At 74.0% G+C, this 26,306-nt stretch carries 30 protein-coding genes; 16 read left to right on the plus strand and 14 right to left on the minus strand.

What is annotated here, in order from left to right; all coding sequences use genetic code 11:
• Nucleotides 1–92 precede the first annotated feature (92 nt).
• On the minus strand, nt 93–1,040 hold the full coding sequence (locus BJ983_RS06285; RefSeq protein WP_246325918.1) for a cytochrome c oxidase assembly protein: 948 nt from the start codon (nt 1,038–1,040) through the stop codon (nt 93–95).
• Nucleotides 1,041–1,092: 52 nt separating this feature from the next.
• On the opposite strand from BJ983_RS06285, the gene BJ983_RS30545 reads away from it, so the two are divergent.
• Nucleotides 1,093–1,998: a zinc-binding dehydrogenase gene (locus tag BJ983_RS30545; protein ID WP_179793035.1), complete on the plus strand. Its 906-nt coding sequence runs from the start codon at nt 1,093–1,095 to the stop codon at nt 1,996–1,998.
• Between the two features lie 90 nt (nt 1,999–2,088).
• Here BJ983_RS30545 and BJ983_RS06295 read toward each other — a convergent pair whose 3' ends face one another.
• The 3 genes from BJ983_RS06295 to BJ983_RS06305 all read right to left on the minus strand — a co-directional run bounded on the left by BJ983_RS06295 (nt 2,089) and on the right by BJ983_RS06305 (nt 6,411).
• Nucleotides 2,089–3,285 (minus strand): L,D-transpeptidase, encoded by a 1,197-nt coding sequence (locus tag BJ983_RS06295; protein WP_179793036.1) that lies wholly within the window; start codon nt 3,283–3,285, stop codon nt 2,089–2,091.
• A gap of 211 nt (nt 3,286–3,496) precedes the next feature.
• Complete coding sequence (locus BJ983_RS06300; protein WP_179793037.1) at nt 3,497–4,636, minus strand: PEP/pyruvate-binding domain-containing protein; 1,140 nt, start codon at nt 4,634–4,636, stop codon at nt 3,497–3,499.
• Nucleotides 4,633–6,411, minus strand: coding sequence for a PEP-utilizing enzyme (locus BJ983_RS06305; protein WP_179793038.1), 1,779 nt, complete (start codon nt 6,409–6,411; stop codon nt 4,633–4,635). The genes BJ983_RS06300 and BJ983_RS06305 overlap by 4 nt, the downstream gene beginning before the upstream one ends.
• A 143-nt stretch (nt 6,412–6,554) precedes the next feature.
• Here BJ983_RS06305 and BJ983_RS06310 point away from each other — a divergent pair, with 143 nt between their 5' ends.
• Together BJ983_RS06310 and BJ983_RS06315 are read left to right on the plus strand one after the other, a co-directional pair.
• The gene (locus BJ983_RS06310) at nt 6,555–7,226 is read left to right on the plus strand and encodes an HAD family hydrolase (protein WP_179793039.1); all 672 of its coding nucleotides are present in this window, start codon (nt 6,555–6,557) and stop codon (nt 7,224–7,226) included.
• Complete coding sequence (locus BJ983_RS06315; RefSeq protein WP_179793040.1) at nt 7,223–7,978, plus strand: SDR family NAD(P)-dependent oxidoreductase; 756 nt, start codon at nt 7,223–7,225, stop codon at nt 7,976–7,978. The genes BJ983_RS06310 and BJ983_RS06315 overlap by 4 nt, the downstream gene beginning before the upstream one ends.
• On the opposite strand, the gene BJ983_RS06320 is transcribed toward BJ983_RS06315, so the two are convergent.
• The gene (locus BJ983_RS06320) at nt 7,975–8,496 is read right to left on the minus strand and encodes an SRPBCC family protein (RefSeq protein ID WP_179793041.1); all 522 of its coding nucleotides are present in this window, start codon (nt 8,494–8,496) and stop codon (nt 7,975–7,977) included. The two genes, BJ983_RS06315 and BJ983_RS06320, sit on opposite strands and share 4 nt — an antisense overlap.
• The gene (locus tag BJ983_RS06325; protein WP_179793042.1) at nt 8,493–8,792 is read right to left on the minus strand and encodes a metalloregulator ArsR/SmtB family transcription factor; all 300 of its coding nucleotides are present in this window, start codon (nt 8,790–8,792) and stop codon (nt 8,493–8,495) included. Before BJ983_RS06325 ends, BJ983_RS06320 begins: the two co-directional genes overlap by 4 nt.
• 169 nt (nt 8,793–8,961) lie before the next feature.
• On the opposite strand from BJ983_RS06325, the gene BJ983_RS06330 reads away from it, so the two are divergent.
• Together BJ983_RS06330 and BJ983_RS06335 are read left to right on the plus strand one after the other, a co-directional pair.
• A complete protein-coding gene (locus BJ983_RS06330) occupies nt 8,962–9,816 on the plus strand; it encodes a DUF1003 domain-containing protein (RefSeq protein ID WP_179793043.1) in 855 nt (284 codons plus the stop codon).
• 10 nt (nt 9,817–9,826) lie between these two features.
• The gene (locus BJ983_RS06335) at nt 9,827–10,528 is read left to right on the plus strand and encodes a M24 family metallopeptidase (protein WP_179793044.1); all 702 of its coding nucleotides are present in this window, start codon (nt 9,827–9,829) and stop codon (nt 10,526–10,528) included.
• A 78-nt stretch (nt 10,529–10,606) separates the two neighbouring features.
• Here BJ983_RS06335 and BJ983_RS06340 read toward each other — a convergent pair whose 3' ends face one another.
• From BJ983_RS06340 to BJ983_RS06350, 3 genes are read right to left on the minus strand one after another with little or no spacing between them, the layout of a single operon-like run.
• Nucleotides 10,607–11,023 carry a tautomerase family protein gene (locus BJ983_RS06340; RefSeq protein WP_179793045.1) on the minus strand — a complete coding sequence of 139 codons (417 nt, stop codon included), beginning with the start codon at nt 11,021–11,023 and terminating at the stop codon, nt 10,607–10,609.
• The gene (gene dmpG, locus BJ983_RS06345; protein ID WP_179793046.1) at nt 11,023–12,057 is read right to left on the minus strand and encodes a 4-hydroxy-2-oxovalerate aldolase; all 1,035 of its coding nucleotides are present in this window, start codon (nt 12,055–12,057) and stop codon (nt 11,023–11,025) included. The genes BJ983_RS06340 and dmpG overlap by 1 nt, the downstream gene beginning before the upstream one ends.
• Nucleotides 12,054–12,971 carry an acetaldehyde dehydrogenase (acetylating) gene (locus BJ983_RS06350; RefSeq protein ID WP_179793047.1) on the minus strand — a complete coding sequence of 306 codons (918 nt, stop codon included), beginning with the start codon at nt 12,969–12,971 and terminating at the stop codon, nt 12,054–12,056. Before BJ983_RS06350 ends, dmpG begins: the two co-directional genes overlap by 4 nt.
• 150 nt (nt 12,972–13,121) lie before the next feature.
• Between BJ983_RS06350 and BJ983_RS06355 the strand changes: the two genes are divergently transcribed.
• The 3 genes from BJ983_RS06355 to BJ983_RS06365 all read left to right on the plus strand — a co-directional run bounded on the left by BJ983_RS06355 (nt 13,122) and on the right by BJ983_RS06365 (nt 15,157).
• Nucleotides 13,122–13,808 carry a DUF4383 domain-containing protein gene (locus BJ983_RS06355; RefSeq protein ID WP_179793048.1) on the plus strand — a complete coding sequence of 229 codons (687 nt, stop codon included), beginning with the start codon at nt 13,122–13,124 and terminating at the stop codon, nt 13,806–13,808.
• 117 nt (nt 13,809–13,925) lie between these two features.
• On the plus strand, nt 13,926–14,720 hold the full coding sequence (locus BJ983_RS06360; RefSeq protein ID WP_179793049.1) for an enoyl-CoA hydratase: 795 nt from the start codon (nt 13,926–13,928) through the stop codon (nt 14,718–14,720).
• A 35-nt stretch (nt 14,721–14,755) separates the two neighbouring features.
• Nucleotides 14,756–15,157: a VOC family protein gene (locus tag BJ983_RS06365; RefSeq protein ID WP_179793050.1), complete on the plus strand. Its 402-nt coding sequence runs from the start codon at nt 14,756–14,758 to the stop codon at nt 15,155–15,157.
• Between the two features lie 77 nt (nt 15,158–15,234).
• Here the strand turns inward: BJ983_RS06365 and BJ983_RS06370 are convergent, their stop codons facing one another.
• Entirely contained in the window at nt 15,235–15,921 is a 687-nt protein-coding gene (locus BJ983_RS06370; protein ID WP_179793051.1) for a hypothetical protein, read from the minus strand.
• Nucleotides 15,922–16,089: 168 nt separating this feature from the next.
• Here BJ983_RS06370 and BJ983_RS30550 point away from each other — a divergent pair, with 168 nt between their 5' ends.
• The 3 genes from BJ983_RS30550 to BJ983_RS06385 are packed head-to-tail and all read left to right on the plus strand — an operon-like array spanning nt 16,090 to nt 18,667.
• Complete coding sequence (locus tag BJ983_RS30550; protein WP_179793052.1) at nt 16,090–17,268, plus strand: sensor histidine kinase; 1,179 nt, start codon at nt 16,090–16,092, stop codon at nt 17,266–17,268.
• Nucleotides 17,265–17,915 carry a response regulator gene (locus BJ983_RS06380; protein WP_179793053.1) on the plus strand — a complete coding sequence of 217 codons (651 nt, stop codon included), beginning with the start codon at nt 17,265–17,267 and terminating at the stop codon, nt 17,913–17,915. The genes BJ983_RS30550 and BJ983_RS06380 overlap by 4 nt, the downstream gene beginning before the upstream one ends.
• 59 nt (nt 17,916–17,974) lie before the next feature.
• Entirely contained in the window at nt 17,975–18,667 is a 693-nt protein-coding gene (locus tag BJ983_RS06385; protein ID WP_179793054.1) for a winged helix-turn-helix transcriptional regulator, read from the plus strand.
• On the opposite strand, the gene BJ983_RS06390 is transcribed toward BJ983_RS06385, so the two are convergent.
• Together BJ983_RS06390 and BJ983_RS06395 are read right to left on the minus strand one after the other, a co-directional pair.
• Complete coding sequence (locus BJ983_RS06390) at nt 18,591–19,241, minus strand: hypothetical protein (RefSeq protein WP_179793055.1); 651 nt, start codon at nt 19,239–19,241, stop codon at nt 18,591–18,593. The two genes, BJ983_RS06385 and BJ983_RS06390, sit on opposite strands and share 77 nt — an antisense overlap.
• On the minus strand, nt 19,238–19,771 hold the full coding sequence (locus tag BJ983_RS06395) for a twin-arginine translocation pathway signal (protein WP_179793056.1): 534 nt from the start codon (nt 19,769–19,771) through the stop codon (nt 19,238–19,240). The genes BJ983_RS06390 and BJ983_RS06395 overlap by 4 nt, the downstream gene beginning before the upstream one ends.
• A gap of 33 nt (nt 19,772–19,804) precedes the next feature.
• On the opposite strand from BJ983_RS06395, the gene BJ983_RS06400 reads away from it, so the two are divergent.
• Nucleotides 19,805–20,629 carry an enoyl-CoA hydratase/isomerase family protein gene (locus BJ983_RS06400; RefSeq protein ID WP_179793057.1) on the plus strand — a complete coding sequence of 275 codons (825 nt, stop codon included), beginning with the start codon at nt 19,805–19,807 and terminating at the stop codon, nt 20,627–20,629.
• Here BJ983_RS06400 and BJ983_RS06405 read toward each other — a convergent pair.
• Nucleotides 20,626–21,465 (minus strand): helix-turn-helix transcriptional regulator, encoded by an 840-nt coding sequence (locus BJ983_RS06405; RefSeq protein WP_343053807.1) that lies wholly within the window; start codon nt 21,463–21,465, stop codon nt 20,626–20,628. The genes BJ983_RS06400 and BJ983_RS06405 overlap by 4 nt on opposite strands.
• An 88-nt stretch (nt 21,466–21,553) precedes the next feature.
• Here BJ983_RS06405 and BJ983_RS06410 point away from each other — a divergent pair, with 88 nt between their 5' ends.
• A complete protein-coding gene (locus BJ983_RS06410) occupies nt 21,554–22,234 on the plus strand; it encodes an SDR family NAD(P)-dependent oxidoreductase (RefSeq protein WP_179793058.1) in 681 nt (226 codons plus the stop codon).
• Here the strand turns inward: BJ983_RS06410 and BJ983_RS06415 are convergent.
• On the minus strand, nt 22,221–23,879 hold the full coding sequence (locus BJ983_RS06415) for an AMP-binding protein (RefSeq protein ID WP_179793059.1): 1,659 nt from the start codon (nt 23,877–23,879) through the stop codon (nt 22,221–22,223). The genes BJ983_RS06410 and BJ983_RS06415 overlap by 14 nt on opposite strands.
• 185 nt (nt 23,880–24,064) lie before the next feature.
• Between BJ983_RS06415 and BJ983_RS06420 the strand changes: the two genes are divergently transcribed.
• The 3 genes from BJ983_RS06420 to BJ983_RS06430 all read left to right on the plus strand — a co-directional run bounded on the left by BJ983_RS06420 (nt 24,065) and on the right by BJ983_RS06430 (nt 26,226).
• Nucleotides 24,065–24,328 (plus strand): hypothetical protein, encoded by a 264-nt coding sequence (locus BJ983_RS06420; RefSeq protein ID WP_179793060.1) that lies wholly within the window; start codon nt 24,065–24,067, stop codon nt 24,326–24,328.
• 360 nt (nt 24,329–24,688) lie between these two features.
• Nucleotides 24,689–25,156 carry a L,D-transpeptidase family protein gene (locus BJ983_RS06425; protein WP_179793061.1) on the plus strand — a complete coding sequence of 156 codons (468 nt, stop codon included), beginning with the start codon at nt 24,689–24,691 and terminating at the stop codon, nt 25,154–25,156.
• Nucleotides 25,157–25,179: 23 nt separating this feature from the next.
• Complete coding sequence (locus BJ983_RS06430; RefSeq protein WP_179793062.1) at nt 25,180–26,226, plus strand: PIN domain-containing protein; 1,047 nt, start codon at nt 25,180–25,182, stop codon at nt 26,224–26,226.
• The last annotated feature ends 80 nt before the right edge of the window (nt 26,227–26,306 follow it).

The following is a 26,306-nucleotide window of genomic DNA, read 5'->3' on the forward strand; positions in this document are numbered from 1 at the left end:
ACGGGGGGTCGTCCCGGCCCGGGTGCGAGGTTCACGTCAGGCAGGCCTGCGGGCCGCAGGACCTGCCCCACGTCACCCTCGGCGCAGGCGACTCAGTGCCCGCCACGGTTGAGCCGGGTGAGCATCCGGTTGTAGGCGGCGAGGGCCTCGTCGTCGTCGTCGAGGTCGCCCGACCCGTCGTCGGGACCGGCGTCGGAGCCCCCGGTCTGCTCCCGGAACGCGTCCCGGCGCGCCGACTCCAGCCAGGGCCCGAAGTCGACCTTCGCCGAGGCGTCGGTGACCCACAGCCGCCCGAGCAGCACCATGATCACCATCATCAGGCCGTCGCCGACGACCCACATCAGGGCGCCGCCGAGGTGCACGCCCTCGAGGTCGTAGGACGGGAACATCGACGCCGGCGCCTGCATGAGGACCACTCCCACGAGCGTGTCGACGCCCATCGCCAGCGCCATCAGCACGTAGCGCACGAAGTAGGCGGGGCGGTTCGGCAGCAGGTCGACGCCGATCGCCACGTGGAAGAACAGCACGCCGGCCACCAGGTAGAGCCCCTGCTCCGCGTGGTGCAGGGCCATCGACGCCGCCATCGCCTCCATGAACGACGTCAGGTGGGTCAGGACGATCACCAGCGTGTAGAACACGAGCACGGTGCCCGGGAAGAACAGGGCCCGGGAGGCCCGCGAGTCCAGGGCCGCGTCGAAGCGTGCCCCGGCCCGGGACGGCAGGGCCGAGCGGAGCAGCTCCAGCGGGTGCGCCGCCACCCAGAACGCGGGCACGACCATGATCAGCGCCAGGTGCATCACCATGTGCACCGCGAAGGCGGCGTGCCCGAACACCGCGATCCCGGAGTTCCAGGTGATGACGCCGCAGGCCAGGGCGGCGAGGAACGACGCCGTCCGCCGCACCGGCCACGCCCCGTGCCGCCGGGCGGCGACGAGGTAGAGCGCCGCCAGGACCAGCAGCACCGCGTTCACACCCCATGCGGGCGACCACGTGGTGATCACGTCCACCCAGGCCGGGCCCGGCGTGGGCCCCATCGGCATCAGCACGGGTCCATGGTGCGCCTGCCCGACGACGGGAGCAGGATGCGGCCCCGTGCGTGGGTACGGGTTCGTCGCGGTAGGTGGTCCGGAGCAGCAGGCGTGGGTGGAGGTCGACGAGCCGACCCCCGGGCCCGGGGAACTCGTCGTGGCGGTCCGGGCCGCCGGCGTGAACCCGGGGGACTGGAAGGTCCGCGACGGGTCCTACGGCATCAGCGGGCCCGCCGTGCTGGGCCGGGAGGTCGCCGGCACCGTCCTCGCGACCGGCCCCGACGTCACCGGCTTCGGCGAGGGCGACGAGGTCTTCGGGGGCTGCCCCGACATGCAGGGCGGATGGGCGCCGCGGACCCGCGTGACCGCGGGATTCGCCGCGCACCGACCTGCGTCCGTGCGCCCGGAGGACGCGGCTGCCCTGCCCGTCGCGGCCGGGACCGCGTGGGACGCGCTCGAGCAGCTCGGCCTGGCGTCGGGGGCCACCCTGCTGGTGAACGGCGGGGGCGGCGGCGTCGGCATCCCCATGATCCAGCTCGCGGCCGCCCGTGGCCTGCGGGTGGTGACGACGGCGAGCCCGGGCAAGCACGCGATGCTGAGCGGCTTCGGGGCCACGCCCGTCGCGTACGGCGACGGCGTCGTCGACCGGCTCCGCGAGGTCGCCCCCGACGGCGTGGACGGCGTGTTCGACCTCGTGGGCGGCGACGCCCTGCGCACGGTCGCCCCGTTGCTGACCGACCCGACGAAGCTCATCTCGGTGGCCGACTACGGCCTGTCGACCGAGCTCGGCGGCCAGCAGATCCGCCGCGACCGCAGCACCGAGGTGCTCGAGCGCCTCGTCGGCCTCGTCGCCGACGGCACCCTCGACCCCCACGTCACGGACGTGCGCCCGCTGGAGGAGGTCGAGGCCGCCCTCGCGCTCGTCGAGAGCGGCCACGCGACCGGCAAGGTGATCGTCACCGTCGGCTGACGGCGGGGCGTTCCTGCCACGGGACGCCGGCGACGACGCTTCGCTGCCACGGGGGCGGGCCGTGCTCCACGGCCCGCCTCCTCCGCACCCCTACGTCGGCAGCGCCGACATGGACTGCCACTCCTGCCAGGAGAGCGACCAGTCGTAGATGTCGGTGCGCGGCATCGGCACGGGGCTGCCCGTGACCTCCACCGGGTCACCGAACATCGCCGTGTTGAAATACGCCTCGGCGTCCTGCGTCGACAGGTTGACGCACCCGTGGGTCACGTTCTCGTTGCCCTGCGCGCTCGTGGACAGCGGGTTCGCGTGGATGAACTCGCCGTTGTTCGAGATCCGGACCGCCCACTTCTCCGGCACGTTGAAGTAGCCGTAGTCGGGGTTCGTCATGAGCTTGGTGGCCTCCTTGCTCATGACCACGTGGATCCCGTTCGTGGTGTTGCGGTTCGGGTCCGCGCCGAGGCCGTAGCTCGCCGGGACGGTCATGACCGTCTGCCCGTCGCGGACCACCACCATCTGGAACGAGTTGACGTCCGCCTTGACGATCTGCGAACGACCGATGGTGAAGTGCGAGGTGACGTTCGCGCTGCCCCAGGAACCGTCGCCCACGTCGACCCCGACGAGGTTCGCCGCCACGTCGACCTGCGTGCCGGGCTTCCAGTACTCCTTCGGCCGCCAGTGGGCGCGCGACCCCTGCTCGGCGTCGGGCAGCCACGCCCACGAGCCCTCGGTGGGCACCGAGGTGCGCACCGTCAGCGCCCGCTGGGCCGCGGCCTTGTCGGTGACCTCGCCGTTGAACTGCACGATGATGGGCGCACCGACGCCCACCGTCGCGTCGTCCGCGATGTTGATGTTCGCGGCGACCTTGCGCTGCGGCGTCACCGTGGTGAACGACCCCGCGACCGGCGTCGGGTTCCCCGCCGTGTCGACGGCGAGCCCCTTCCACGTGTACGTGGTGCCGTACGCGAGCGTGCCCGTCGAGCTCCACCCGTCGGCCGTCGGCCGCCCGGGCACGCTCTTGCCGTCCGCACCCATGAGTGCGATGTCGGTCAGACGTCCCTGCGCCACCTTCACGACGGCGGGTGCGGCCGGCGCGACGCCGGCCGTCCCGTCCGCAGGGCTCAGCGTCACCTGGGCCGCCGGCGCGCTCGGCGCCTCCTGCGACCCCGCTTCGACCGAGGCGCCGGGCGTCGAGCCCGAGGCCCGTTCGACCGTGCCCCACACCGTGATCGCGGCCAGTGCCACCGCGAACGCCACCATCAGCCCGAGCACCGTGCGCCCGAGTGCCATGCCTGACCCCCACCCGTTCCCTGGCGTGCCCCCGCCGGCCCGCCGTAGATCCGGACGTCCACGAGGACGCCCGGTTCCACCATCGTGCACCGGGGGACCGACAACCTCACGGCACCACCCCGCGCCACGGGCCGAGTGGCCCACCCCCGACGTGCACGAACGGGCCGTCCGTCACGGTCCCACCGTGACGGACGACCCGCTCGGGGAGGTCCTACCGCCCCGGGATCGGCTTCCCCGAGAACAGGTACTTCTGGGCCAGGGCCACCGGGTCGTAGGCCGGGGCCGCCGTGGTGACCGGCTCCACGGTGGTGACGGGGCGGGTCTGCACGATGCACACCGGGTCGCCGGCCCGCCGGTGGCGGCCGATCACCCACTCCACGTCGACCGGGTGGCCGTAGTGCGTCTCGATGGAGGTGACCGCCGCGGCGATCGCCGCGATCTGCTCGTCGTCGAGGACCCGCCGGTCGGCGAGCTTGGCCGGCATCTCGATCTCGGTCACCGCGCCGACGGCGAAGTCGAAGGCCGACACGACCTTCTTGTGTGCGACGTCGTACCGGAGCACGCGGCCGTCGGCCTTGCCCACCTCGACGTGGTCCGGGTCGACCAGGCCCTGCACGATCGCCTCGCCCCAGCCCCAGCTGGTCTCGATGACGATCCGGTCGCGCTTGCCGGTGACCGGGTGCACCGAGAACGCCACCCCGGAGGACCGGGCGTGGATGAGCTCGATGACCCCGACCGCGATCGGCATGGCGTGGTGGCTGATGCCCCGGCGCAGGCGGTAGGCGAGCGCCCGCGCGGTGAACAGCGAGCCCCAGCAGCGGCGCACCGAGTCGACCACCCGCTCGATGCCCGAGACGCCGAGATAGGTGTCGAAGATGCCGGCGAACGAGGCGTCGGCGGCGTCCTCCCCGGTCGCCGAGGACCGGACCGCCACGGGCACGTTCACGTCCACGCAGCGCAGGCACAGCTCCTCGTAGGCCTCGGTGAGCCGCGCGGTGAGCGCCTCCGACATCGGGGTGGCCACGAACAGCTCGCGGATGGCCGCGGACGCGGCCTCCACCGCCCCGTCGTCGGGATCGGGGCCGAGGCCGGCCAGGACGGCGTCGATGCGGCCGTCGAGGCCTGACTCGGCGCAGTGGCGCAGGTAGGCGTCGACGGTCACGGCGAACCCCTGGGGCACGAGCACCCCCGAGGCCAGCAGCTCGGCGAGCCGGCCCATCTTCGCGCCGCCGCAGGCGACCGCCTGCGCCGGATCGACCTCGTCGAGCCAGGCGATCGCCTCGCAGCTGTGTCGCTCGGTCACGGAGTCCTCCACGGCCACCACCCCCGACGTCCCCGACACCACCGTCATGCGGTGACCCCCTCCGCCGCCGCCGGAGCCACGACGTCCGCCGCGCGGGTCAGCACCGTGACGACGCCGGCGCTGCCGTCGACCTCGATCTCGTCGCCGTCGTGGATCGACAGCGTCGCCACGCCGGTCGCGGTGACCGTCGGGACGCCGTACTCGCGACCGACGATCGCGGCGTGCGAGAGCATCCCGCCGCCGTCGCAGACGCAGCCCGCGATCTTCCCGAACGCCGGGGTCCAGTTCGGCGACGTCGACTCGCACACCAGGATCGACCCCGGCTCGAGGCGGTGCAGCTCGTCCGAGGACTGCAGCACCCGGGCGATGCCCCGCGCGGTGCCCTTGGCCGCGGGCACGCCGGAGATGGTCGTCTGGGCCGCCGCGTCGGGGTTCTGCACGGCGCGGATGGAGTTCGGGTTGAGGCCGAAGATCTCGATGAGGATGGGGTCCTCGACCGACTCCGGGATCGTCCCGAGCACCTTCGGCATCTCGCTGCGCCGGCCGTGCCAGTGGTCGAAGTACTGGCGGCGGTCCTCGACCAGCGAGCGGAGGCCGGCGTCGTAGGGCCGCTCGCCGGTGGCGACGTCCATGAGCTCCGGCCAGAAGAGGTAGAGCATGTCGTCGTTCCGCTCGGCCTTCACGCGGTTCGCGAGCTCCTGGCAGCCCCACCGCAGGGGCAGCATGACCTTGAGGTCGATGTAGTAGTTGTGGTCGTCCTGCCACCAGGGGAAGTTCGCCTCCTGGTTGGAGGCGAGCCCGGCGTCGAAGACGGCCTGCTCCTCGCGGGTGAGCCCGGCGCGCGCGTTGTCGATGGCCTCGTCACGCTCGGCGAGGGCGTTGCGGGCGGCCGCCTCGAAGTCGTGGGCGTCGCCGCGCTGCAGGAACGTCCGCACCAGGTCCAGCGGGATCGTGTTGTCCTCGATCCAGGCCGGGACGCCCACGTCGCAGGTCGCCTCGGCGCGCCAGCCGTAGACCTGCAGGAAGTCGTCGAACTCGGTCAGCCACTGCGAGGCGGCGCCGCCGTGGCGACCCAGCGCGTCGCGCAACTGTGAGCCCGTGTGCGCCTGGAAGACGCCCTCGAGCCCGACCGCCCGCGCCTTCATAGCCAGCGCGTAGAGCGCCCGGTCGGTCTCCATGATCTTGGTGTCCTCGCCCTGGAGGAACTTGCCGATCTCGTTGGGGTCGATCCCCATGTCCGCGCACGCCCCGTAGAAGCCGAGGAAGTTCGCGAGCATCGGGTACATGACGCCGAAGTGGATCTCCATCGACCGCTTGTGGTAGCGGCGGCCCTTCACCAGCAGTTCGGGGAGCTCGTCGCCGCGGGCCTGCGTGAAGTCCACCCCGCGGAAGTAGGACCAGGTGTTCTCCAGCTCGTCGCGGCCGCCCTCCCAGATGTGGCGGTAGTTCTGCAGGAAGTGGGGGAGGTTGGTGGCGATGCGTCCGGCCCGGGCCTCGATCTCGCGGGGATCGGTCTCGGGGAGGGCGCTGCCGTAGAGGTGGGTGCCGGCGAAGCGGGCGCTGACCCCCCGGCCCGGCGGCAGGGGGAGGGACTCGGCGGCGTGCTGGGTGCCCCAGCAGTAGCCGTCGCCGCTCCAGAGCGTGGCGCCGAGCGGGGTGAGGCCGCGCGACCAGTGGAAGTCGAGGAACCAGAACTGGTTCTCGTCGCCGGGCTTGAAGGGGCCGGCCGGGTCGACGATCCACGGCATGTCGAAGTACTCCGGCTTGTACCCCGGGTACCACTCGCCCGTGCTGTAGGCGTCAACCGGAACGATGTTGGCCATCGGACCCTCCTCCGCGATGAGATCGAGCCGACCGTGATCCAACCGCAAGGGTGACGCAAGCAACACGTTCGCGGGACGGGAACGTTGCCGGGGCGCGAACGGGGACCGGTACGGAGGGCGGTCGAACCCCTACCGTGCGGCGCATGCGGGGAGACGCAGCGACGCGGAGCTCGACCCATCGACCGCAGGCACTGCTGCTCGACATCGGGGGCGTCCTGCTCGTCTCGTCCCACGAGCGGATGGTGGACCTCGACGCCCCGGCGGACTTCACCGAGGTGCGCGGCCTGCTGGGCCCGCGCCCCGACCCGGCCTGGGACGACGTCCTCACCGGCCGCGGCCGGGAACGCGCCTACTGGGCCGCCCGCGCGGCGGAGTACGGGGCGCTCCGCGGCGGCACGGGCACGGTCCCGGAGCTGATGGCGGTGCTCTATCCCGACGACGAGCCCTTCCGGCCCGAGGTGATCGCCCTGATGGACGACGCCCACCGCGCCGGGCTCACGGTCGCCGCGCTCACGAACGACCTGGCGGCCTTCCACGGCGACGCCGACATCACCCGCCACCCCGTACTCGGCCGCTTCGACGTGATCGTCGACGGCTCGGTGACCGGCGTGCTCAAACCGGACCCCCGCGCCTACGCCCACGCCCTCGAGGTCCTCGACGCACCGCCCGAGGCCGTCGTGTTCCTCGACGACCTCCCCGGCAACTGCGCCGGCGCCCGCGCCGCGGGGATCGTCACGGTCGAGGTCGACCTCCGGGACCCCTCCGCGGCGGTCGCCCGCGCCCGCGACCTCCTCGCGCTCCGGGCCGTGGCATGAGCCTTCCCGACGACGGGGCCGGTGAGATCGCGGTCGTCGTCGGTGCCTCCGGCGCCTTGGGCTCGGCGATCGCCGAGCGGCTCGGCCGTGCGGGGCTCACGGTGGTGGCGGTCGCCCGGACCGCGCCGGACCGGTCGTCGGGAGTCCCGTGCGCCGCCGACATCGGCGCCGACGCGGCGGTCGACGCGATCCGGGAGGCGGTCGACGCGGTGGACCGGCCGGTGCGGATGGTGGTGCAGGCCGCCGGACTGCCGGCGGCGGGACCGCTGCCGACGATCGACCCGGCCGCGCTCGGGACGGCCGTCGCGCTCAAGGTCGGCGGGATGCTGCGGCTCGTGCGGGCGGTGTCGCACCGGCTGCGGCCGGGCTCGCGGCTCGTCGCGCTCGGCGGGCACTACGGCAGCGAGCCCTCCCCGCACACGTGTGCCGCCGGGGTGACGAACGCGGCGCTGGCCAACCTCGTGCGCCAGCTCGCCGACCACCACGGTCCCGACGGGGTGACCGCCCACCTCGTGGCCCCCGGGCCCGCCGACACCGACCGGCTGCGGCGGCTCTCGCAGGCGAGGGCCGACGAGCGCGGGGTGGACGTGTCGGTGATCCTCGACGAGCGCCGGGCCGAGTCTCCGCTGTCGGCGCTGGTCACGCCCGCGCAGGTGGCCTGGGCCGTCGCGACGCTGCTCGACCCCGAGGCCGACGCGCTGACCGGCTCGACGCTCGCCCTCGACGTGGGAGCACGGCGCGGGCTCTTCTAGTCCGCGCCCGGGATCGGCGCGCCCGCCGGGACCCCCGCGGCCACGAAGTCGTCGTAGTGCCGTCGCCACTCCGGGGTGGGCCCGTCGGTCCGCGGCGCGACGCGGCCGGCGAGGGCGGCGTCCAGGGCCTCGAGGCACACCTCCCAGCCCGCGGCGGTGCGGGCGGCGGTGTCCCGGCCGTCGAGGAGCGTGGTGAACGCGAGTCGGGCGCCCGCCTTCAGCGGCGTGATCTCGAACCGCAGCTCGTCGCCGCCCCAGGTGAACACCAGGCGCGACGGCGGGTCGCACGCCAGCACGGTCCCGCTCCCGCCGTCGCCCTCCGCGGTGAAGGTGAAGGTGACCGTCGCGCCCCGCCCGGGCGACCCGGCGTCGGGGAAGGCGACGCGGGCGGGGAACCAGGCGGTGAGCTCGGTCGGGTCGCTGACGGCGGCCCAGAGGCGGTCGACGGTGTCGGGGTACTCCCGCACGAAGCGCAGCGCCGGACGGCCGTCGATCTCCAGGTAGGTTCCGGTGGTCATCGTTCCTCCAGGTGGTCGCCGAGGCGGTCGAGGGCGTCGGACCAGAGCGCGCGGTAGGGCGCGAGCCAGGCCTCGAGCTCGCCGATCGGGCGGGGGTCGAGGGCGTAGACCCGTCGCTGGGCGTCGACGCTGGCGTGCACGAGACCGGCGCGGCGCAGGGTCGCGAGGTGCTTCGACGCGGCGGGCTGGGCGATGTCCAGGCGGTCGACGAGCTCGCCGACCGCGTGCGGGCGTTCCCGGAGCAGGTCGAGGATGGCGCGCCGGGTCGGGTCGGCCAGCGCGGTCCAGGTACTCACGGCCGCGAATATGCCATAGGCGGCATATTCTCGTCCAGGGATGTGCGTGCTCGTTCGGCCCAACGGTGCAACCGCGGCCTGCGGCCCCGCGTCTCTTGATCGAGACAGCACCTCCCGGTGGGCCGGGCCCGGAGGTGGATCGGCGGACCGGCGCGACGGGGGATCGCAGGTGGCGGTGACGGACCCGGACCAGGGGACGGCGGGCGACCGGGCGGCGGCCTGGATGACGCGGCGGCTGAGCTCGATGGTCACGGTGTACGTGACGGTGGGGCTCTCGGTGCTGTGGATGGTGCTCGGCGCCCGGGGGCTGCTCGGCTTCGACCCGTACCCCTACCCGGTGCTGCTCTTCGTGGGCAACGTGGTGCAGCTGCTGCTGATCTTCGTGATCCTCGTGGGGCAGCGGACCCTGTCGGCGGCGGGGGAGCGGCGCTCGCAGCAGACCTACGACGACGCCCAGGCGATCCTGCGCGAGTGCCACCGCCTCCAGGCGCACATCGACGAGCAGGCGCGCATGCTCAACCGCGCGGCGGCGCCGCGGGACCGTCTCGACCCGTGTGACACCGCGCCCATCCTCATCGCCCCGCCCGTCGCGCTGGAGCCGGCGGTGGCCGGGCCGAACCGGCGCATCGCGGCGTGGCTGGTCCAGTGGCTGGGCTCCACCGCCGCCGTGGTCTGGACGGCGGTCATCGTCTTCGGCTGGATGGCGCTCGCACTCGCCGGCGTGATCCCCGACCCCTACCCGTTCCCCTTCCTGCTGTTCTGCTCGTCGCTCGCGCAGCTGGTCTTCATGTTCCTGATCATGGTCGGGCAGGACGTGCTCGGCGAGGCCTCCGACCGCCGGGTGATCCAGACGGCGGACCACACCGCGGTGGTCCTGCAGCAGTGCCGCCACCTGCGGCAGCACCTGGTGGCGCAGGACGAGCTGATCCTGTCGCTGGTGGCGTCCCTTCCCGACGACGGGGGCGGGGCGCCGGCCCCGCGCACCCCCGACGGACTCCCGGCGGCGACCCGCCGCGCCACCTAGGGTTCCGGGTGTGACGTCGCTCGACGAGGACACCAGAGCCGGGGAGCTGCTGCGCGCCGAGGAGCGGGCGGACGAGCTCTTCGCCGAGATCACGCGGCGGGGGCTGATCGCGCCCGGGGCCTGGGAGTCGGAGGTCAGCCGGGCGATCCGCGACCTCGGTGCGGACCTGTTCGGGACCTCCCGGTACTGGCACAAGCGGGTCGTCCGCTCCGGCGAGAACACCCTGCAGCCCTACAAGGAGAACCCTCCGGACCGTCGGATCGAGGCCGACGACATCGTGTTCGTCGACCTCGGGCCGGTCTTCGCGGAGTGGGAGGCCGACGTCGGACGCACCTTCGTGCTGGGCGACGACCCGCACAAGCACCGCCTCGCGGCCGACCTCGACGCGGTGTGGGAGGCGGGCCGGACGTTCTACGAGTCGACTCCCGATGTCACCGCTGCCGGGCTCTACGAGCACGTCTGCGGGCTCGCCGCGGAGCGCGGCTGGACCTTCGGCGGCGTGCACAGCGGGCACCTGGTCGGCGAGTTCCCGCACGACCACATCGACCCCGACCGCGTGCACAGCTACATCACCACGGGCAACGACATCACGATGCACGACGCGACCGACTCCGCCGGACGGCGCTGCCACTGGATCCTCGAGGTGCACCTCGTCGACGCCGAGCGGCGCATCGGGGGCTTCACGGAGCAGCTGCTGTCGCTGCGCCACTGACCCGACCGGGCCGCGAGAATCACGTGGGGCAGGTTCCGGGAGGGCGAAACCTGCGTGGTGTGGACCTCGGGGCGGCGCCTACAGCCGCGACGAGCGCGCCACGATCTCGTCCCGACGCCGGGTCGCGGCGGGGACGCCGCCGATGGCCCAGTCGTCGGGCGGCACCTGGACCACGCGGCCGCGCACCCGCGAGCGGGTCACGCCGAGGACGTCGCAGAGCACGTCGGTGAGCTCGGCGAGGAGCCGGTGCCGTTGCTCGACCGGCCGGCCCTCGAGGACGGCGGCCGCGAAGTACGGCGCCGGGTCGCCGTCGACCGCGGCCGTCACACCGCCGGTCATCCAGTGCTGCGGCGCGTGCACCGTCACGAAGGCGCGCACCCGGTCGATCGGCGACTCCAGCACGGCCGCGTACCGCTCGCTGACGCGGCGGAGCAGGTCCTCGATCCGCCGGTCGTCGTGGGCGCCCGCCACCAGGTGGATCTCGACGACGGGCATCAGCCCTCCTCGCGGGCCCGGGCCAGCTCGAGCGCCACGTCGATGATCATGTCCTCCTGGCCGCCGACGAGCCCGAGCTCGCCGCAGCGGCGCAGGATCTCGTGGGTGGGCACCTTGTAGCGCTCCGACGCGTGCTCGGCGTGCAGCAGGAACGACGAGTACACACCGGCCCAGCCCTGGACGATCGCGTTGCGGTCCATCTTCGGCCAGCGGTGCAGGTAGGGGCGCACGACGTCCTCCGCCGCGTCGAGCAGCGCCATCACGTCGAGCCCGGTGCTCACGCCGAGCCGGTCGAACACCGCGGCGAGCACCTCGGTCGGTGAGTTGCCCGACCCGGCGCCCAGCGCGCACAGCGACCCGTCGATCTCCTTCACCCCGCACTCGGCGGCGATCACGGAGTTCGCGACGCCGAACGAGAGGTTCTGGTGCCCGTGGTACCCGACCCACGCCTCGTCGCCGACCTCCGCGACGAGGGCCTCGAACCGCGCGCGGGCCTCGTGCATCAGCAGGGCGCCCGCGGAGTCGGTGACGTAGGGGCACTGGCACCCCGCGTCGACCATGATCCGGGCCTGCTTCGCGAGGTCCTCCGGCGACGTCCGGTGCGCCATCATGAGGAACCCGACCGTCTCCATCCCCAGGTCCCGGGCGACCCCGAAGTGCTGCGGGCTGACGTCGGCCTCGGTGCAGTGGGTGGCCACCCGCACCACCTCGGCGCCGGCGTCATGGGCGCGGCGCAGGTCGTCGACGGTGCCGATGCCGGGCACGAGCAGCACCGCGATCCGGGCGGAGCGGGCCTCCTCGCGGGCGGCGGCGATGAGGCGCAGCTCGTCGGTGTGCGAGAACCCGTAGTTGAAGCTCGACCCGCCGATGCCGTCGCCGTGCGAGACCTCGATGACCTCCACCCCGGCCCGGTCCAGCGCCCGGACGGTGTCGCGGACCTGCGGCTCGGTGAACTGGTGGGCCTGCGCGTGCGAGCCGTCGCGCAGGGTGGTGTCGGTGATGCGGACGTCGTGGGTGATGACCGGCCGGCTCATGCCGCCACCCCCGCGCCCAGCTCGGCCGCGAGCAGCTCGCCGACGCGGGTGGCCGCCGCCGTCATGATGTCGAGGTTCCCGGCGTACTCGGGCAGGAAGTCGCCCGCGCCGCGGACCTCGAGGAAGGTCGCGACCCGGCCGTTGCCGCCCCACTCCGGCCGTGGCGGGTCGAACTGCGGTTCGGCGCGCAGCGTGTAGCCCGGCACGTACTCCTGCACGCGCGCCACCATGGCGTGCACCGCCCCGGCGATCGCGGTGGTGGTCGCGTCGTCGTAGACCGCGCCGGGGATCGCGCAGTACACCGTGTCGCGCATGATCATCGGCGGCTCGACGGGATTGAGGATGATGATCGCCTTGCCGCGGGCGGCGCCGCCGACCTCCTCGACGGCCCGCGCGGTGGTCTGCGTGAACTCGTCGATGTTGGCCCGCGTGCCCGGCCCGGCCGAGCGGGACGCGGCGGACGCGACGATCTCGGCGTAGGGCACGTCGACGACGCCGGACACCGCCGCGACGATCGGGATCGTCGCCTGGCCGCCGCAGGTGATCAGGTTGACGTTCGCCGCGTCGAGGTGCTCCGGCATGTTCACCGCGGGGCAGACCATCGGTCCGAGGTGGGCGGGCGTCAGGTCGACCGCACGGATGCCGGCGGCCTCGTACCGCGGGGCGTTCGCGGCGTGCGCCCGCGCGGACGTGGCCTCGAAGACGATGCGGGGGAGCGGGTCCTGCGCGAGCAGCCAGTCCACGCCCTCGGCCGAGGCCGGGATGCCGGCGGCGCGCGCCCGGTCGAGGCCGGGCGACTCGACGACGCCGACCATCGCGGTGACCTCGATCGACGACGTGCGCGCCAGCTTGGCCAGCAGGTCGGTGCCGATGTTGCCCGGGCCGACGATGGCCGCGGGGACCTTGTCGCTCATGGCCCGACGGTGGCACGGACCCCCGACGGCCCGGAACGGCTGCGTTCGCGAGACGGCAAAGCCGACCCGACGAGGGCGGGCGTGGTTGAGGTCACGCAGAGCGGACAACCCCGGGACAACGGCCCACGACAGTCCTCCCGGGAGCACCCCATGAACACCGCCGACGTCTCACCCGGCCACAAGGTCGTCGTCGTCCACCGGGTCGGCGCGGTCGTCGTCGCCCTCGTCATCGCCACCTTCGGCGTCCTCGGGTTCGTCGGCGGCCTCGGCTTCTTCGACACGTCCGGGAGCCCGGTGCTGGGGCTCTCGTCGAACGGTCTGCTCTCGACGATCTCGATCGTGACGGCGTTGGTGCTGATCGCGTCGGCCGCACGCGGGGGCCGGCTCTCGTCGACCGTCATGATGGTGGTGGGGACGCTCTTCCTCGTCTCCGCGTTCGCGAACCTCGCGGTGATGGCCACGCCGTACAACCTGCTGGCCTTCCGGCTGCCCAACGTCTTCTTCTCCATCGGCGCCGGGCTCGTCCTGCTCATCCTCGGCAGCTACGGCCGGGTCAGCGCGAAGCTCCCGGACGACAACCCCTACCGCGCCCCGCAGCCCGAGGACGAGCGTTCCGCCGACCCGGAGGCCTCCCTGCCGTCGCGGCCGCACACGCGGGCCGAGATGCGGGCCGACCGGGAGATGGCCGAGGCGTCGCGCGCGGCGGTCAGCGGGGCCGCCACCGCCGAGCAGCGCCGTCGGCTCGCCGAGATCGACACCCTGCGCACCCACGAGGACCGGCGGAAGCGCTGGATGGCCACCGAGGAGGACCTCGACCGCGGGTCCGCCATGGCCTGACGCGTCCCGATCGTCCCCCTGCGGTCGGAGGGGTCGGTCCTCCTCGACCGGCCCGCGTCCGGGCCCGGAGCCGCGCCGACCTGTCGTCGGGAACGCATGGCTGCTAGACCATGGGACATGGCCGCCCCCGTGACGCAGGAGCAGGACACCGTGCGCGTGGAGGTCGACGACGCCACCGCCCGCGTCGTGCTGACCGCCGCCCGTCGCCGCAACCCGCTGTCGGTGGCCACGATGCGCGCTCTCACGGCGGGGCTGCGGGAGGTCTCGGCCACCGAGGGCGTGCGCGTCATCGTGATCGCCGCCGAGGGCCCGGCGTTCTCCGCCGGCCACGACCTCTCCGAGATGGTCGACCGCACCCTCGCCGAGGAGCGCGAGGTGTTCGCGGTGTGCACCGAGATGATGCGCGCGGTGCACGACGTCCCCCAGCCGGTCATCGCGGCCGTGCAGGGGATGGCCGTCGCGGCGGGCTGCCAGCTCGTCGCCACCGCCGACCTCGCGATCGCCGCCGACCACGCCGTGTTCGGGACGCCGGGGGTGAAGATCGGGCTGTTCTGCTCGACCCCCATGGTCGCCGTCAGCCGCGCCATCGGCCGCAAGCGCGCGATGCAGCTGCTGCTGACCGGACGCACGATCGACGCCGCGACCGCGGTCGAGTGGGGCCTGATCAACGAGGCCGTGCCCGCCGACGCGCTCGAGGCGCGGGTCGCCGAGCTCGCGCAGCAGGTCGCCGACGCCAGCGGGGCGACGCTGCGCATCGGCAAGGAGGCGTTCTACCGCCAGATCGACCTCTCCGAGGACGAGGCGTACGCCGAGATGAGCGAGGTCATGGCGACCAACGCCATGACCTGTGATGCCCAGGAGGGCATGTCGGCCTTCCTGGAGAAGCGCCAGCCCGTCTGGCAGCACCGGTAGACATCCCGAACAGCCAAGGCAAAGGAGCCCTGTCGATGACGTTCCCCGGCCTGCAGCACGTCGCGATCACCGTGAGCGACCTGCAGCGATCCACCGACTGGTACGCCAAGCTCTTCGGCGCCGACCCGGTCCTCGACGAGGACGAGGAGGGCGGCGAGTTCCACCACACCGTCTTCGCCCTCGACGGCGGGATGCTGTTCGGCCTGCACACCCACCAGGGACGCGAGTCGAAGGACACCTTCGACGAGCGCCGCACCGGCCTCGACCACGTCGGGTTCGCGCTGCCCGACTCCGCCTCGCTCGAGCAGTGGGGCAAGAAGCTCGACGAACTCGGTGTGCAGCACGGCGGGATCAAGAAGGCGCACTACGGCTCCGGCATCTCGTTCCGCGACCCCGACGGCATCGCGCTCGAGTTCTTCATCGCGCCGGGCACGTAGCCCCCACGCACGAACGAACGGCACTCTCGCGCACATCAAGGCTGCGAGAGTGCCGTTCGTCCGGTCCGGGCCGGGGTCTACCGCTGCCGCACCAGCTGCGCTCCGATCACGAAGAGCGGGCCGAAGGAGAGCAGGACGCCCACTGCGAGGCCGGCGGTCCCGAGCAGCCCGGGCAGGACCACCATCGAGGCGGTGCCCGCGACCGGGAGGGCGAGCAGCCACCAGCTCGCGGCGCGGGCGTAGGCGAGGGCGGCGACCACGAGCGCAACCCCGAGGAAGCCCACGAGCTTGCCCGAGTACAGCCACGTCGACATCCAGAGGTCGGACCCGGCCGCCTCGAAGATCGCCGCACCCTGCTGGGCGCCGACCGCGCGGCCGGCGGCCATCGCGTGCCAGTCGCCGAGCAGCAGACCCGAGATCTGGATCGCGCAGAAGGACATGGCCACGGCGGCCACCCCGACCACCCCACGGCCCCGGGAGCCGCGCACGAGGGCCGGCACGGCCAGGATCCCCAGGGCGAAGAGCACCCACGAGTAGTGCAGCAACCCGGCGGAGAGCGCGGTCAGCCACGGGGTCGCGGCCAGCGAGGCGACGTAGCCGGCGGTGGTGCCGTCCTCCCCGGGCGGGATCGTGACCATGCCGCCCGCCAGGAGCAGCGGCGACGCGAGGAGGGCGATCCCCCCGGCGCTGGTCATGGCCCTGCGACGGGGCGCGACGGCGGGAGTGGCGGCGAACGTGGTGGTCGGGGCGTCGAGCGTGGTCATGATGTCTCCTCGTGACGGTCGCTGCGCTGTTCGAGCGATGGGAGAACCGTAGGTCGGCGAGTACCATCACGGATCGTGTTCGCGGTCCGACGTGCTCGTCCTGCGGTCCACGCGGGGTCGTCCCCTGGGAGGACCCCGCGGGACGCCGCGCGGCCTAGCCTGCGGCGGATGCACCCGATGCTGATCCGGCTCGGTGTCGGGCTCCTCGCGGGCACCGTCGTCGTGGTCGGCTCCGCGGCCGAGGCCGGGGTCTACCGGGGCGTCGACGTCGCCTTCTACCTCGTGCCGGTCCTCACGCTCGCCGTCGGTGCCGCCCTCGCCCCGCTGCTCCCGGAGGCGGGCCTGCCGGCGGCCGCGGCGACCTTCCCCCTGCAGGCGCTCGCCGCGCCGCACAGTCCCGGCGTGGGCGGGATCGCCCTCATCACGATGATGGTGCTGGTCGCGCACGGGGCCCGGCGGCTGCCGCTGGGCCGGAGCGGGCCCGGCGCGGCGCTCGTCGCCGTCGGCGGCGCGAGCGGAACGATGCTCGCCGGGGCGCCGTGGTTCGAGCTCGTGTTCTTCGGCGCCACCATGGGGGGCGCGTGGACGCTCGGCTGGCTGGTGCGCCGCGAGAGCCGACGCAGCACCGAGCTCGCCCGGCTGGCCGACGAGCTCGCGACCGAACGGGAGCGCACCACCCACATCGCCCTCGTCGAGGAGCGGACCCGGATCTCCCGCGAGCTGCACGACGCGGTGGCGCACTCGGTGTCGGTGATGACGCTGCAGGTCGGGGTGGTCCGGCGGCGCCTCGAGCGGGCCGACGACGACGGGCCGGAGGTCACCGCGCTGCGCGCCGTCGAGGACCTCGGCCGCCGTTCGGTCGACGAGCTGCGCCGCGTGGTCGGGGTGCTGCGCGCCCGCGACGGCTCCGACCCCGGTCCCGACGACGGGCCGCTCGCGCCGGCCCCGTCGCTGCACCAGCTCGACGACCTGGTCCGGCGTCTCGCGGGCGTCGGGCTCGCGGTCACCGTGACCGTGCACGGCGAGCCGGGTCGGCTCGCCCCGGCCACCGACACCTCCGCGCACCGGATCGTCGCCGAGGCGCTGACCAACGTCCTGCGGCACGCGGCCACCGACCGCGCCGAGGTCGTGCTGCGCTGGGAGGGCGCCCGGGTCGTCGTCGAGATCCTCGACCGGGGGCGCGGCCCGACGCCCGGGGGCGAGCCGGGCCACGGGCTCGTCCACCTGCGGGAACGGGCGCTGCTGGCCGGCGGCACGCTGGAGACCGGGCCCCGTCCCGACGGCGGGTTCCGGGTCCGGGTGGTCCTCCCGGTCCTGGTCGTGTCGGAGCCGGCGGTCCTGCGGTGACCACCGGGGTGGTGGTCGCCGACGACGAGGCGCTCGTGCGGATGGGGCTGCGGATGCTGCTCGACGCCGAGGACGACCTGGCCGTGCTCGCGGAGGTGGCGGACGGGCGGGCGGCGGTGGAGGCGGCCCGCCGGACCGCGGCGGACGTGGTGGTGATGGACGTGCGGATGCCCGGGCTCGACGGGATCGCCGCCGCCCGGGCGCTCGCGGCGGCGGGGAGCCGGGCGCGGGTCCTCGTGCTGACCACGTTCGACGACCACGCCACCGTCGACGCCGCGCTGCGCGCCGGGGTGGCCGGCTTCCTGCTGAAGACCGCCCCGCCCGAACAGCTGCTCGACGCCGTGCGACGCGTCGCGGCCGGGCAGGGGGCGCTCGACCCCGACGTCGTCCCCGGGGTCGTGGCCGCCTACGGACGGACCGCGGCGGCGCCCGCCCGCCCCGCCGCGCTCGACACGTTGACGCCCCGGGAGTCCGAGGTCCTCGCGCTGGTGGCCCGCGGACTGGCGAACGCCGAGGTCGCGGCGCGGCTGCACCTGGGGGAGACGACGGTGAAGACGCACCTGGGCCGCATCCTGGACAAGCTGGCGATGCCCGACCGGCTGCGCCTGATCGCCTGGGCGTGGGAGCACGGGGTCGTGACGTCCTGATGTGGTGCCGCCCGGTCCTACAAAGTGACCGGAGGATGGTCGGGCGGTACTGTCGCGGTATGGCTCCTCGGCGCGACTACTTCGACGGCTGCGCGGCCGCCCACGGTCTCGACCTCGTGGGGGAGCGGTGGGCGCTGCTCGTCGTCCGGGAACTGATGCTCGGCCCGAAGCGGTTCACCGACCTGCGGACCGGCCTGCCGCACGCGAGCCCGAACGTCCTCTCGCAGCGGCTGCGGGAACTCGAGGACGCCGGGGTGCTCCGTCGCCGCCGGCTGCCCCCGCCCGCCGCCTCCATGGTCTACGAGCTCACCGACTGGGGCTACGAGCTCGAGCCGGTGCTCCAGACCCTCGGGCGGTGGGCCGCCCGGTCGCTCCCGCAGGCCGAGTCCATCGGGGTCGACTCGCTGGTGATGTCGATGCGCACGATGTTCGCGCCGGAGCGGGCCGGGGCGAGCGGAGCGACGGGGAAGGACGCCGACGGCGTCGAGCAGGTCGTGCAGTTCCTGTTCGCCGACCAGCCCTTCGTCGCGACCCTGCGCGGTGGGGACTTCACCATCGTCCGGGGTGAGGCCTCGGCACCGGACGCGACCGTGAGCGGCGCCCCCGAGGCGTGGGCCGCGGTGCTCTACGCGGGCCACCCGGTCGCCTCCGCAGTAGCCGACGGGATGCTGGCGATCAGCGGGGACGCGTCGGCGGTGGAGCGCTTGCTGGACCTGTTCCCGATGCCCGAGCCGCTCGCGCCCGTCGGCTGAGAGTTCGTCGCCCGAGACCCCGCCGGCCGACCGCGGCCGCACCCCCCGCCACCGACAGCACGCCCGAGGCCACGAGGACGACCGTCCCCCACCCCTCGAGCGCGCCGTCGGTGAGCACGGCGTGGCCGATGCCGAGCACCGTGGCGAGCAGGGCGAACCCGCCGTGCAGCAGCCGGAAGGTGGGCCCCGACCAGCCGAGCCGGCGCCGCGCCAGGCCGAGCAGCACGACGACGACGAGCAGCACGAGCGAGATCAGCGCCATCCGTGCCCGGGTGGGCCCGTCCGGCGACATCGCGAACAGCGCGTCGTCGGGGGAGAGCACCACCAGCGCGACCACGTGCACGCCCACCAGCGCCAGCACCGCGAGCCCGGTGGCGGTGTGCGCGCGCACGCGGCCGCGCACCAGCCACGGCTGGGCGGCCAGCCCGGCGACCGCGAGCACCGCGGTCACCGTGGAGACCACGAGGACGAGCGGGGCGCCGGCCAGGTGCGACGAGGTCAGCGCGACGACGAGGCCCGCGAGGCCGAGCACTCCCGCCGTCAGGAAGCCCGTCGTCCGGAAGCCCGCCCTCACGGCGAGAGCACCAGGTCGACCTGCGCGCCGGTGTCCCCGTCGCGCGTGACGTTCCGCAGGAACACCCGCCGCCAGGGCCCCGGGTCGTCGTAGCCCACGTGCACGTTGGGCTCCCCGAACTGCGCGACGAGGGGGTCGGTGTCGACCCGGTAGCGGCCCTGGTCGTCGGTGCGTACCGATGTGCGGTTGCGCTGCTCGCTCGCCGTCGCGGTCTGCGCCCAGACCTGGATGCGGACCCCGGGGACGGGACGGCAGGCCTCGTCGCGGACGGTGCCGGTGACGGTGAAGCCGGACCCGAGGGGGTTCGCCCAGGGCGCCTTCGGCACGTAGTTGTTGGTGCCGCCGGGGTTGGTCACCGTCGGCGCACAGGTCCCGGCGGCGAGCTCGGCGACCGACGGGCCCTCCGGGCCACTGGCGCGGACGCCCACGTCGCGGGCGCCCGTGCCGTGCAGCGAGCTGGTCGCGAGGAGCACGCCGACGACCCACACCACGGCGACGAACACCGTGATCGCGGCGGGGTGGGGCCTCACACCTCTACTGAATCACGTGTCACGATCACTGCCATGACCAGCGCCGCCGAGCCGCCCGTCCTCGTCGAGACCGACGACCAGGAGGCGGTGACCACCGTCCGGCTCAACCGCCCGGACAACCGCAACGCGCTGACCCTCGAGCTGAAGGTCGCCCTGCGCGACGCGCTGGAGGCCGTGGCCGACGACCCGTCGGTGCGCGCGGTGGTGCTCGCCTCCTCCGGCAAGGCGTTCTGCGTGGGCCAGGACCTGCGGGAGCACGCGGAGGCGCTGCGCTCCGGCGAGGACGGGGCGATCGGGGCCGACGCCCTCTCCACCGTCCCCGAGCACTACAACCGCATCGCGATGGCGCTGGGCTCCATGCGCAAGCCCGTCGTCTGCGCGATCAACGGCACGGCGGTCGGGGCCGGGCTCGGCTTCGCGCTCGCCTGCGACCTGCGGGTGGCGACGGCGGGGACGAAGTTCGCGACGGCGTTCGCGGGCATCGGCTTCGGCGGGGACTCCGGGCTCTCCGGGACCCTCGCGCATTGCGTGGGCTCCTCGCGGGCGACCGAGCTTCTCCTGCTCGGCGACACCTTCACCGCGGAGCAGGCCCGGGACTGGGGGATCGTCCGGGAGGTCGCGGAGACCCCCGAGGCGACCGACGCGGCCGCCCTCGCGCTGGCCCGTCGGCTCGCCGCGGGCCCGACGCTCGCCTTCGCCGAGATCAAGGCGGCCGTCGCGATGGGCACCGTGTCGTCGCTGCGCGAGGTCCTGGAGCACGAGGCGGCGGCGCAGGCCCGGCTGGGGGCCACCGAGGACCACCGCAACGCGGTCGACGCCTTCGTCGCGAAGGAGAAGCCCGTCTTCCGAGGTGCCTAGCGGAGCACCTCCAGGCCGACCACCCGCAGCAGGTCGAGCTTCTCGGCGTCCTCGGTCCCCGGGGCCGCCGAGTAGACGATCAGGCGCTGGTCGTCCCGGGGGACCTCGAGCACGTCGCAGTCGAGGACGATCGGACCGATCCCCGGGACGTCGTAGCGCTTGCGGGCGACCCGGTCGTGCTCGACCGGGCGCGCGTCCCACAGCTCGGCGAAGCGCGGGTGAGTGCGGTACAGCTCGTCGACGATCCCGCGCAGCCGACGGTCCTGCGGATAGCGGGCCAACGCGGCCCGGGCCCGCGCGACCGCCGAGAGCTCCAGCCGGGAGTCGTCACCCTGCTCGTCGGTGGCGAGGCGGACCTCGCCCGCGAACTGCAGCCACAGCAGGTTGCGGCGCTCCCGCGGGACCGCCGACACGTCGCCCCACAGGGCGGCGAGCAGCGGGTTCCAGGCGAGGACGTCCTCGCGGGCGCCGATGAGCATCGCCGGCAGGTCGTGCATCCGGTCGAGCAGGCGCAGCACCGACGGGCGGACGGTGTCACGGACCCGCTCGGGCCCCGGCAGCGGGACACCCGCCAGCGTGAAGAGGTGGGTGGTCTCGGCCGGGGTCAGCCGGAGCGCGCGGGAGAGTGCTCCGAGCACGGACTCCGACGGGTGCGGCCCGCGGTCCTGCTCGAGCCGGACGACGTAGTCGACCGACACCCCGGCCAGCTGCGCGACCTCCTCGCGCCGCAGCCCCGGGGTGCGCCGCCGCGGGCCCGCGGGCAGGCCCACGTCGGCCGGGGTGAGGCGCTCACGCCACTGGCGCAGCGCCGCGGCGAGTTCTCCGGTGTCGCTCACGGTCCCCAGCCTCCCCCACCCGGAGGGTGCGGTGCCTGGGACCGTGGGTCCCTGGCTCGGGCCGGGCACCGGGCGCACGGTGATCGACATGACCACAGCACTCATCACCGGCGCCTCCCGGGGCATCGGCGCTCACGCCGCCCGTCGTCTCGCCGCGCAGGGCGTCACCGTCCTCGCCGGCGTCCGGAACCCGGACACCACGTCCTTCACCGAGGAGACCATCCACCCGATCGCGCTCGACGTCGCCGACGACGCCTCCGTCGCCGCCGCCGTGAAGGAGGTCGAGGCGTCCTTCGGTGCCCTCGACGTCCTCGTCAACAACGCCGGCATCGCGGGGAGCGAGGCCGCGCCCGCCGACACCGGTCCGGACGAGGTCCGCCAGGTGTTCGAGACCAACGTCGTCGGCCCGGTCCGCGTCACCCACGCCTTCCTGCCGCTGCTGCGCGCGGCGCAGCGGCCCCGGCTGGTCATGGTGTCCTCGCAGCTCGGCTCGCTGACCCTGATGGACGACGGCCGCTGGCAGAACTGGCCCCACCTGGCCTACCCGTCGTCGAAGGCGGCGCTGAACATGACCGCGGTGATGTACGCGAAGACGCTCCCCGAGGTCCTCGTCTCCGTCGTCAACCCCGGGTTCACCGCCACCGACTTCAACGGCCACCGCGGGCACCAGACCCTCGACGAGGGCACCGAGGCGCTCGTCGCCGCCGTGCTCGACACCGCGGGGCCGTCCGGTCGGTCGTTCTCCCGCGAGGGCGTCACGCCCTGGTGATCGTCTCCCGCAGGTCCCGCTTGAGGACCTTCCCGACGGCGTTGCGGGGCAGCGGGTCCGTCGTCGTCCGGATGGTCGACGGGGCGGCGAACGCCGCGATCCGCGAGGCCACCCGGTCGCGCAGCGCGGCCTCGTCGGGCGCGTGCCCGGGGGCGTGGACGACGACGGCGGCGACCTCCTCGCCGTAGGTCGGGTGCGGGATGCCGACGACGGCGGCGTCCAGCACACCGTCCACCTCGAGCAGCTCCGCCTCGACGGCGGCGCAGTAGACGTTCTCGCCGCCCCGGATCACGACGTCCTTGAGCCGGTCGACCACGCGGATCACCCCGTCGTCGACCCGCCCGAGGTCGCCGGTGCGGAACCAGCCGTCGACGAACGCCGCGGCCGTCGCCTCCGGCGCGTTCCAGTAGCCGCGGACCACGTTCGGCCCGCGGAACCACAGCTCGCCCACCTCGCCCTCGCCGAGATCGTTCCCGGACGACGGGTCGACCACCCGGACGTCCGCGCTCGGCACCGGTCGGCCCACCGCGTCGGGGGCGGCGACGTACTCGTCGCCGGAGTTGAACGCGATGCCGGCGGTGGTCTCGGTCAGCCCGTAGCCGTTGCCCGGGGTCGCGACGGGCGCCGCCCGGCGCACGAGTTCGGGCGGGATCGGGGCGCCGCCCATGCCGATGTTCGTGAGGGTGGCGAGGTCACCCCGTCGTCCGGTGGCCTCCGCGACGCGCAGGAGGTCGCTCGCGACGGTCGGGACGCCGGCGACGCCGGTGAGCCCCTCGGCGGCGATGAGATCCAGCGCCTCGACGGCGTCCCAGCGGTACTGGGTGGCGAGGACCGACCCGGCCAGGGTCATGTTCACCATCGCGCACAGCCCGGCGACGTGGAACATCGGGAACGCGAGCAACATCCCCGGCCGGTCGGGCGGCAGGACGCCGGTCACCCGGGCCCCGGCGGTCGCGAGGAGACCACGGTTGGCCACGTCGGTCAGCAGGTTCCGGTGGGTACCGATCGCGCCCTTGGGTCGGCCCGTCGTGCCGGACGTGTAGAGGATGAAGGCGTCGTCGTCGGGGCCCGGTCGGTGGTCGGGCAGCGGGCCGTCGGCCGGGTCGCCCAGGAACGTCGCGAACGTCGTCCCTCCGGTCCCGCGCACCGTCACCACGTCGACGTCGTCGGGGGTCACCTCGCGCAGCACCGCGCTGCGCTCGCCGTCGGCCACGACGAGGCGCGGCCCGGCGTCGGCGACCGCGTGGGCGAGCTCCGCGGCCTGCCACCACGCGTTGAGGGGGACCACCACCAGCCCGGAGGTCCAGGCGGCCCAGCACAGCGCGGGCCACTCCGGGTAGTTGCGCAGGCAGACCGCCACCCGGTCGCCGGGGCGCAGGCCCGCCGCGGCGAAGCGGCGGGCGAGCGTCGCCACCCGGGCCCGGTGCTCGCCGAAGGTGACCCGCTCGCCGTCGTACAGGGTGAAGAGCCGGTCGTCGGGGACCGCGAGCGCCTCGTGCGCCTCGCGCAGGCTCTGTGGTCCGGTGACGTGCACCCGTAGTGGCACGCCCCGCACGACGGCCCCGGCCAGCTCGAACGGCCCGCCCGGACCGGTCAGCTCGGCGATCACGTCCGTGCGCGACGGTCCGGCCTCGTCGATGGACACGACCGGCAGTCTGCTCCGGATCGCGCGCGGCCGCGGACCGGCGGGCGGTCTGCCTCGGTTGTCGGAATCGTGCGGCCGCAGGAGTGACGGCGGGCACGATCGGGTAGGCCCCTCTCCTATGCCCGGGGGCACCGCCGCCGGGCCCCGTCCCGGCGTTCCTCTCGCCGGACGGCGAGGAGGCGGCCATGACGCTCGAGGCGATCCCCACGCTGGACCCCACGCGCGCTCCCCGGAGGCCCGGACTGCCCGTGGACGCCCGCGGGACGCTGCCCGACGCCGCGACCCTGAGCTGCCGCCTGCACAGCGCCCTCGACCGGGCGGCCGGTGCGGGCCTCGACCTCGAACTGCACGTGGACGCCGAGCCGCTGCCCCCGGCGCTCACGCGCGTGGTGGCCTGCGCGCGCGAGAGCGCGGCCAGCCGCGGGGTGGATCTCCGCATCGTCAGCTGAGCCCTGCGTCACACCCACACGGCGGTAACCGATCGGGAGCCGTGCGGGGATTCACCGCGACCTCTCAGGAATCCGCGGCGTGTCGCCCCGGTCGAGGCCGTCCCGTCCGGTTCGACCGGTCGGCACGGCTCGTCCGGTTCGTCAGTCTCTGGGTGAGAATGCCCAGCTCAGCGGCCCGGTCCCCGGCCGCGGGGAGTGGATCTCGGCGTGCAGACTCCTGGCGCCCCACCGCAACGGACCCGCTCCGTGGGCGTTGAGGGTGCGAGCAGTCCGCATCACCGATCGCGAAGGAACCACACCATGGGTCGTCACCACCGGGACGCGTCGTCACCCTCGGGTGTCGCAGGAGCGCGACTGCGGGTGGGCGCCGGGTCCCTCGGCGTGGTGGGCGTGAGCCTGCTGGCGCTGGGTGCGCCCGCGATCGCCGCTCCCGCCGCCGCTCCCGCGCCGGCCCCGGCCACCGCGCCGGGCAGTCAGACCCCCTGCGCGCCGACCGCGAAGGCGTGCGTCGACATCTCGGCCAAGAAGGCGTGGCTCACCGACGGCCACGGCAAGATCGTCTACGGCGCCGTGCCGATCACCACGGGCGGGAAGGGCTACGAGACGCCCACCGGCACCTTCTCGGTGATGTGGAAGGACAAGGACCACAAGTCCGGGGAGTACGACGGCGCCCCGATGAACAACTCGGTGTTCTTCGCGCCCGGCGACGCCTTCCACGAGGGCAGCCTGCAGCGGGACTCGGCGGGCTGCGTCCACCTCTCGCACGACGCGTCGGAGAAGTTCTTCGACTACCTCAACGTCTACGACCAGGTGCAGATCGTCCCGTAGCCCCGGGCTGGGAGGCTGCCCCCATGGCCGCCACCCCGGACGAGCGCGACGAGCGCATCGCCCTGCTCCTGGACTACGAGAACCTCGCGATCGGGGCCCGGGAGGGCCTGGGCGTCTCCCCGTTCGACCTCGGCCCGGTCGCCGACGCCCTCGCGGTGCGCGGCCGGGTCGTCGCGCGCCGGGCGTACGCCGACTGGTCCTCCTTCGACGAGGACCGTCGGCTGCTGGCCCGGGCGCAGGTCGAGCTCATCGACATCCCGCAGCGCCTCGGCGGGTCACGCAAGAACGCGGCCGACATCAAGATGGCCGTGGACGCCATCGAGATCGCCTACGAGCGGTCCTGGGTCACGACCTTCGCCATCGGCACCGGGGACTCCGACTTCACCCCGCTGGTGCACAAGCTGCGCGAGCTCGACAAGCGCGTGATCGGGATCGGGGTGGCGTCCTCCACCTCCCGGCTCCTCCCGCCCGCATGCGACGAGTTCCTCTACTACGACCGGCTCGTCGACACCACGCCCCCCGCGCCCGCCCCCGAACCCGCGGCAGCACCTGCCGTCGGGAAGGAGGAGCCGTCGGAGCCCGAGGACGAGGAGGCGGTGGAGCGCCTGGTCACGCGCACTCTGTCGGGCCTCGCGCGACGGGGGGACGGGCCGGTGCTCGCGTCGCGGCTCAAGCGGGCGATGCTGCGCCAGGACCCGACCTTCGACGAGGCCGAGCACGGCTTCCGCGGGTTCGGCGAGCTGCTGCGCCACCTGCAGGAGCGACGGATCGTGGCGCTGGGGGAGGGGTCGGCCCACGGCGATCCCGAGGTGAGCTTCCCGGTCGACGAGCCGGCCGAGGACGACGCGTTCCGCCTGCTGGCCGAGGTGGTCGGCGAGCTCGCGCGGCGCGACGGCACGGTGCCGCTGTCGGGGCTGAAGGACCAGGTGCGCAAACGGCGCGCCGACTTCAGCGAGAAGACCTACGGCTTTGCTTCTTTCCTGTCGTTCGCCAAGGCCGCGCGGGCCCGGGGCGTGGTGCGGATGGACTGGGACGAGCGGGCGGGGGACTGGCGGCTGCGCCCGGCGTGATCCGCACATCTCATCGGTTGCTGAGGTATTGACGGTGTGAGTCGAGGGGTCCTAGCGTCGATCACCCCACCCAGACCGAG

The sequence above is a fragment of the Actinomycetospora corticicola genome (genome assembly GCF_013409505.1).
Taxonomy (GTDB): domain Bacteria; phylum Actinomycetota; class Actinomycetes; order Mycobacteriales; family Pseudonocardiaceae; genus Actinomycetospora; species Actinomycetospora corticicola.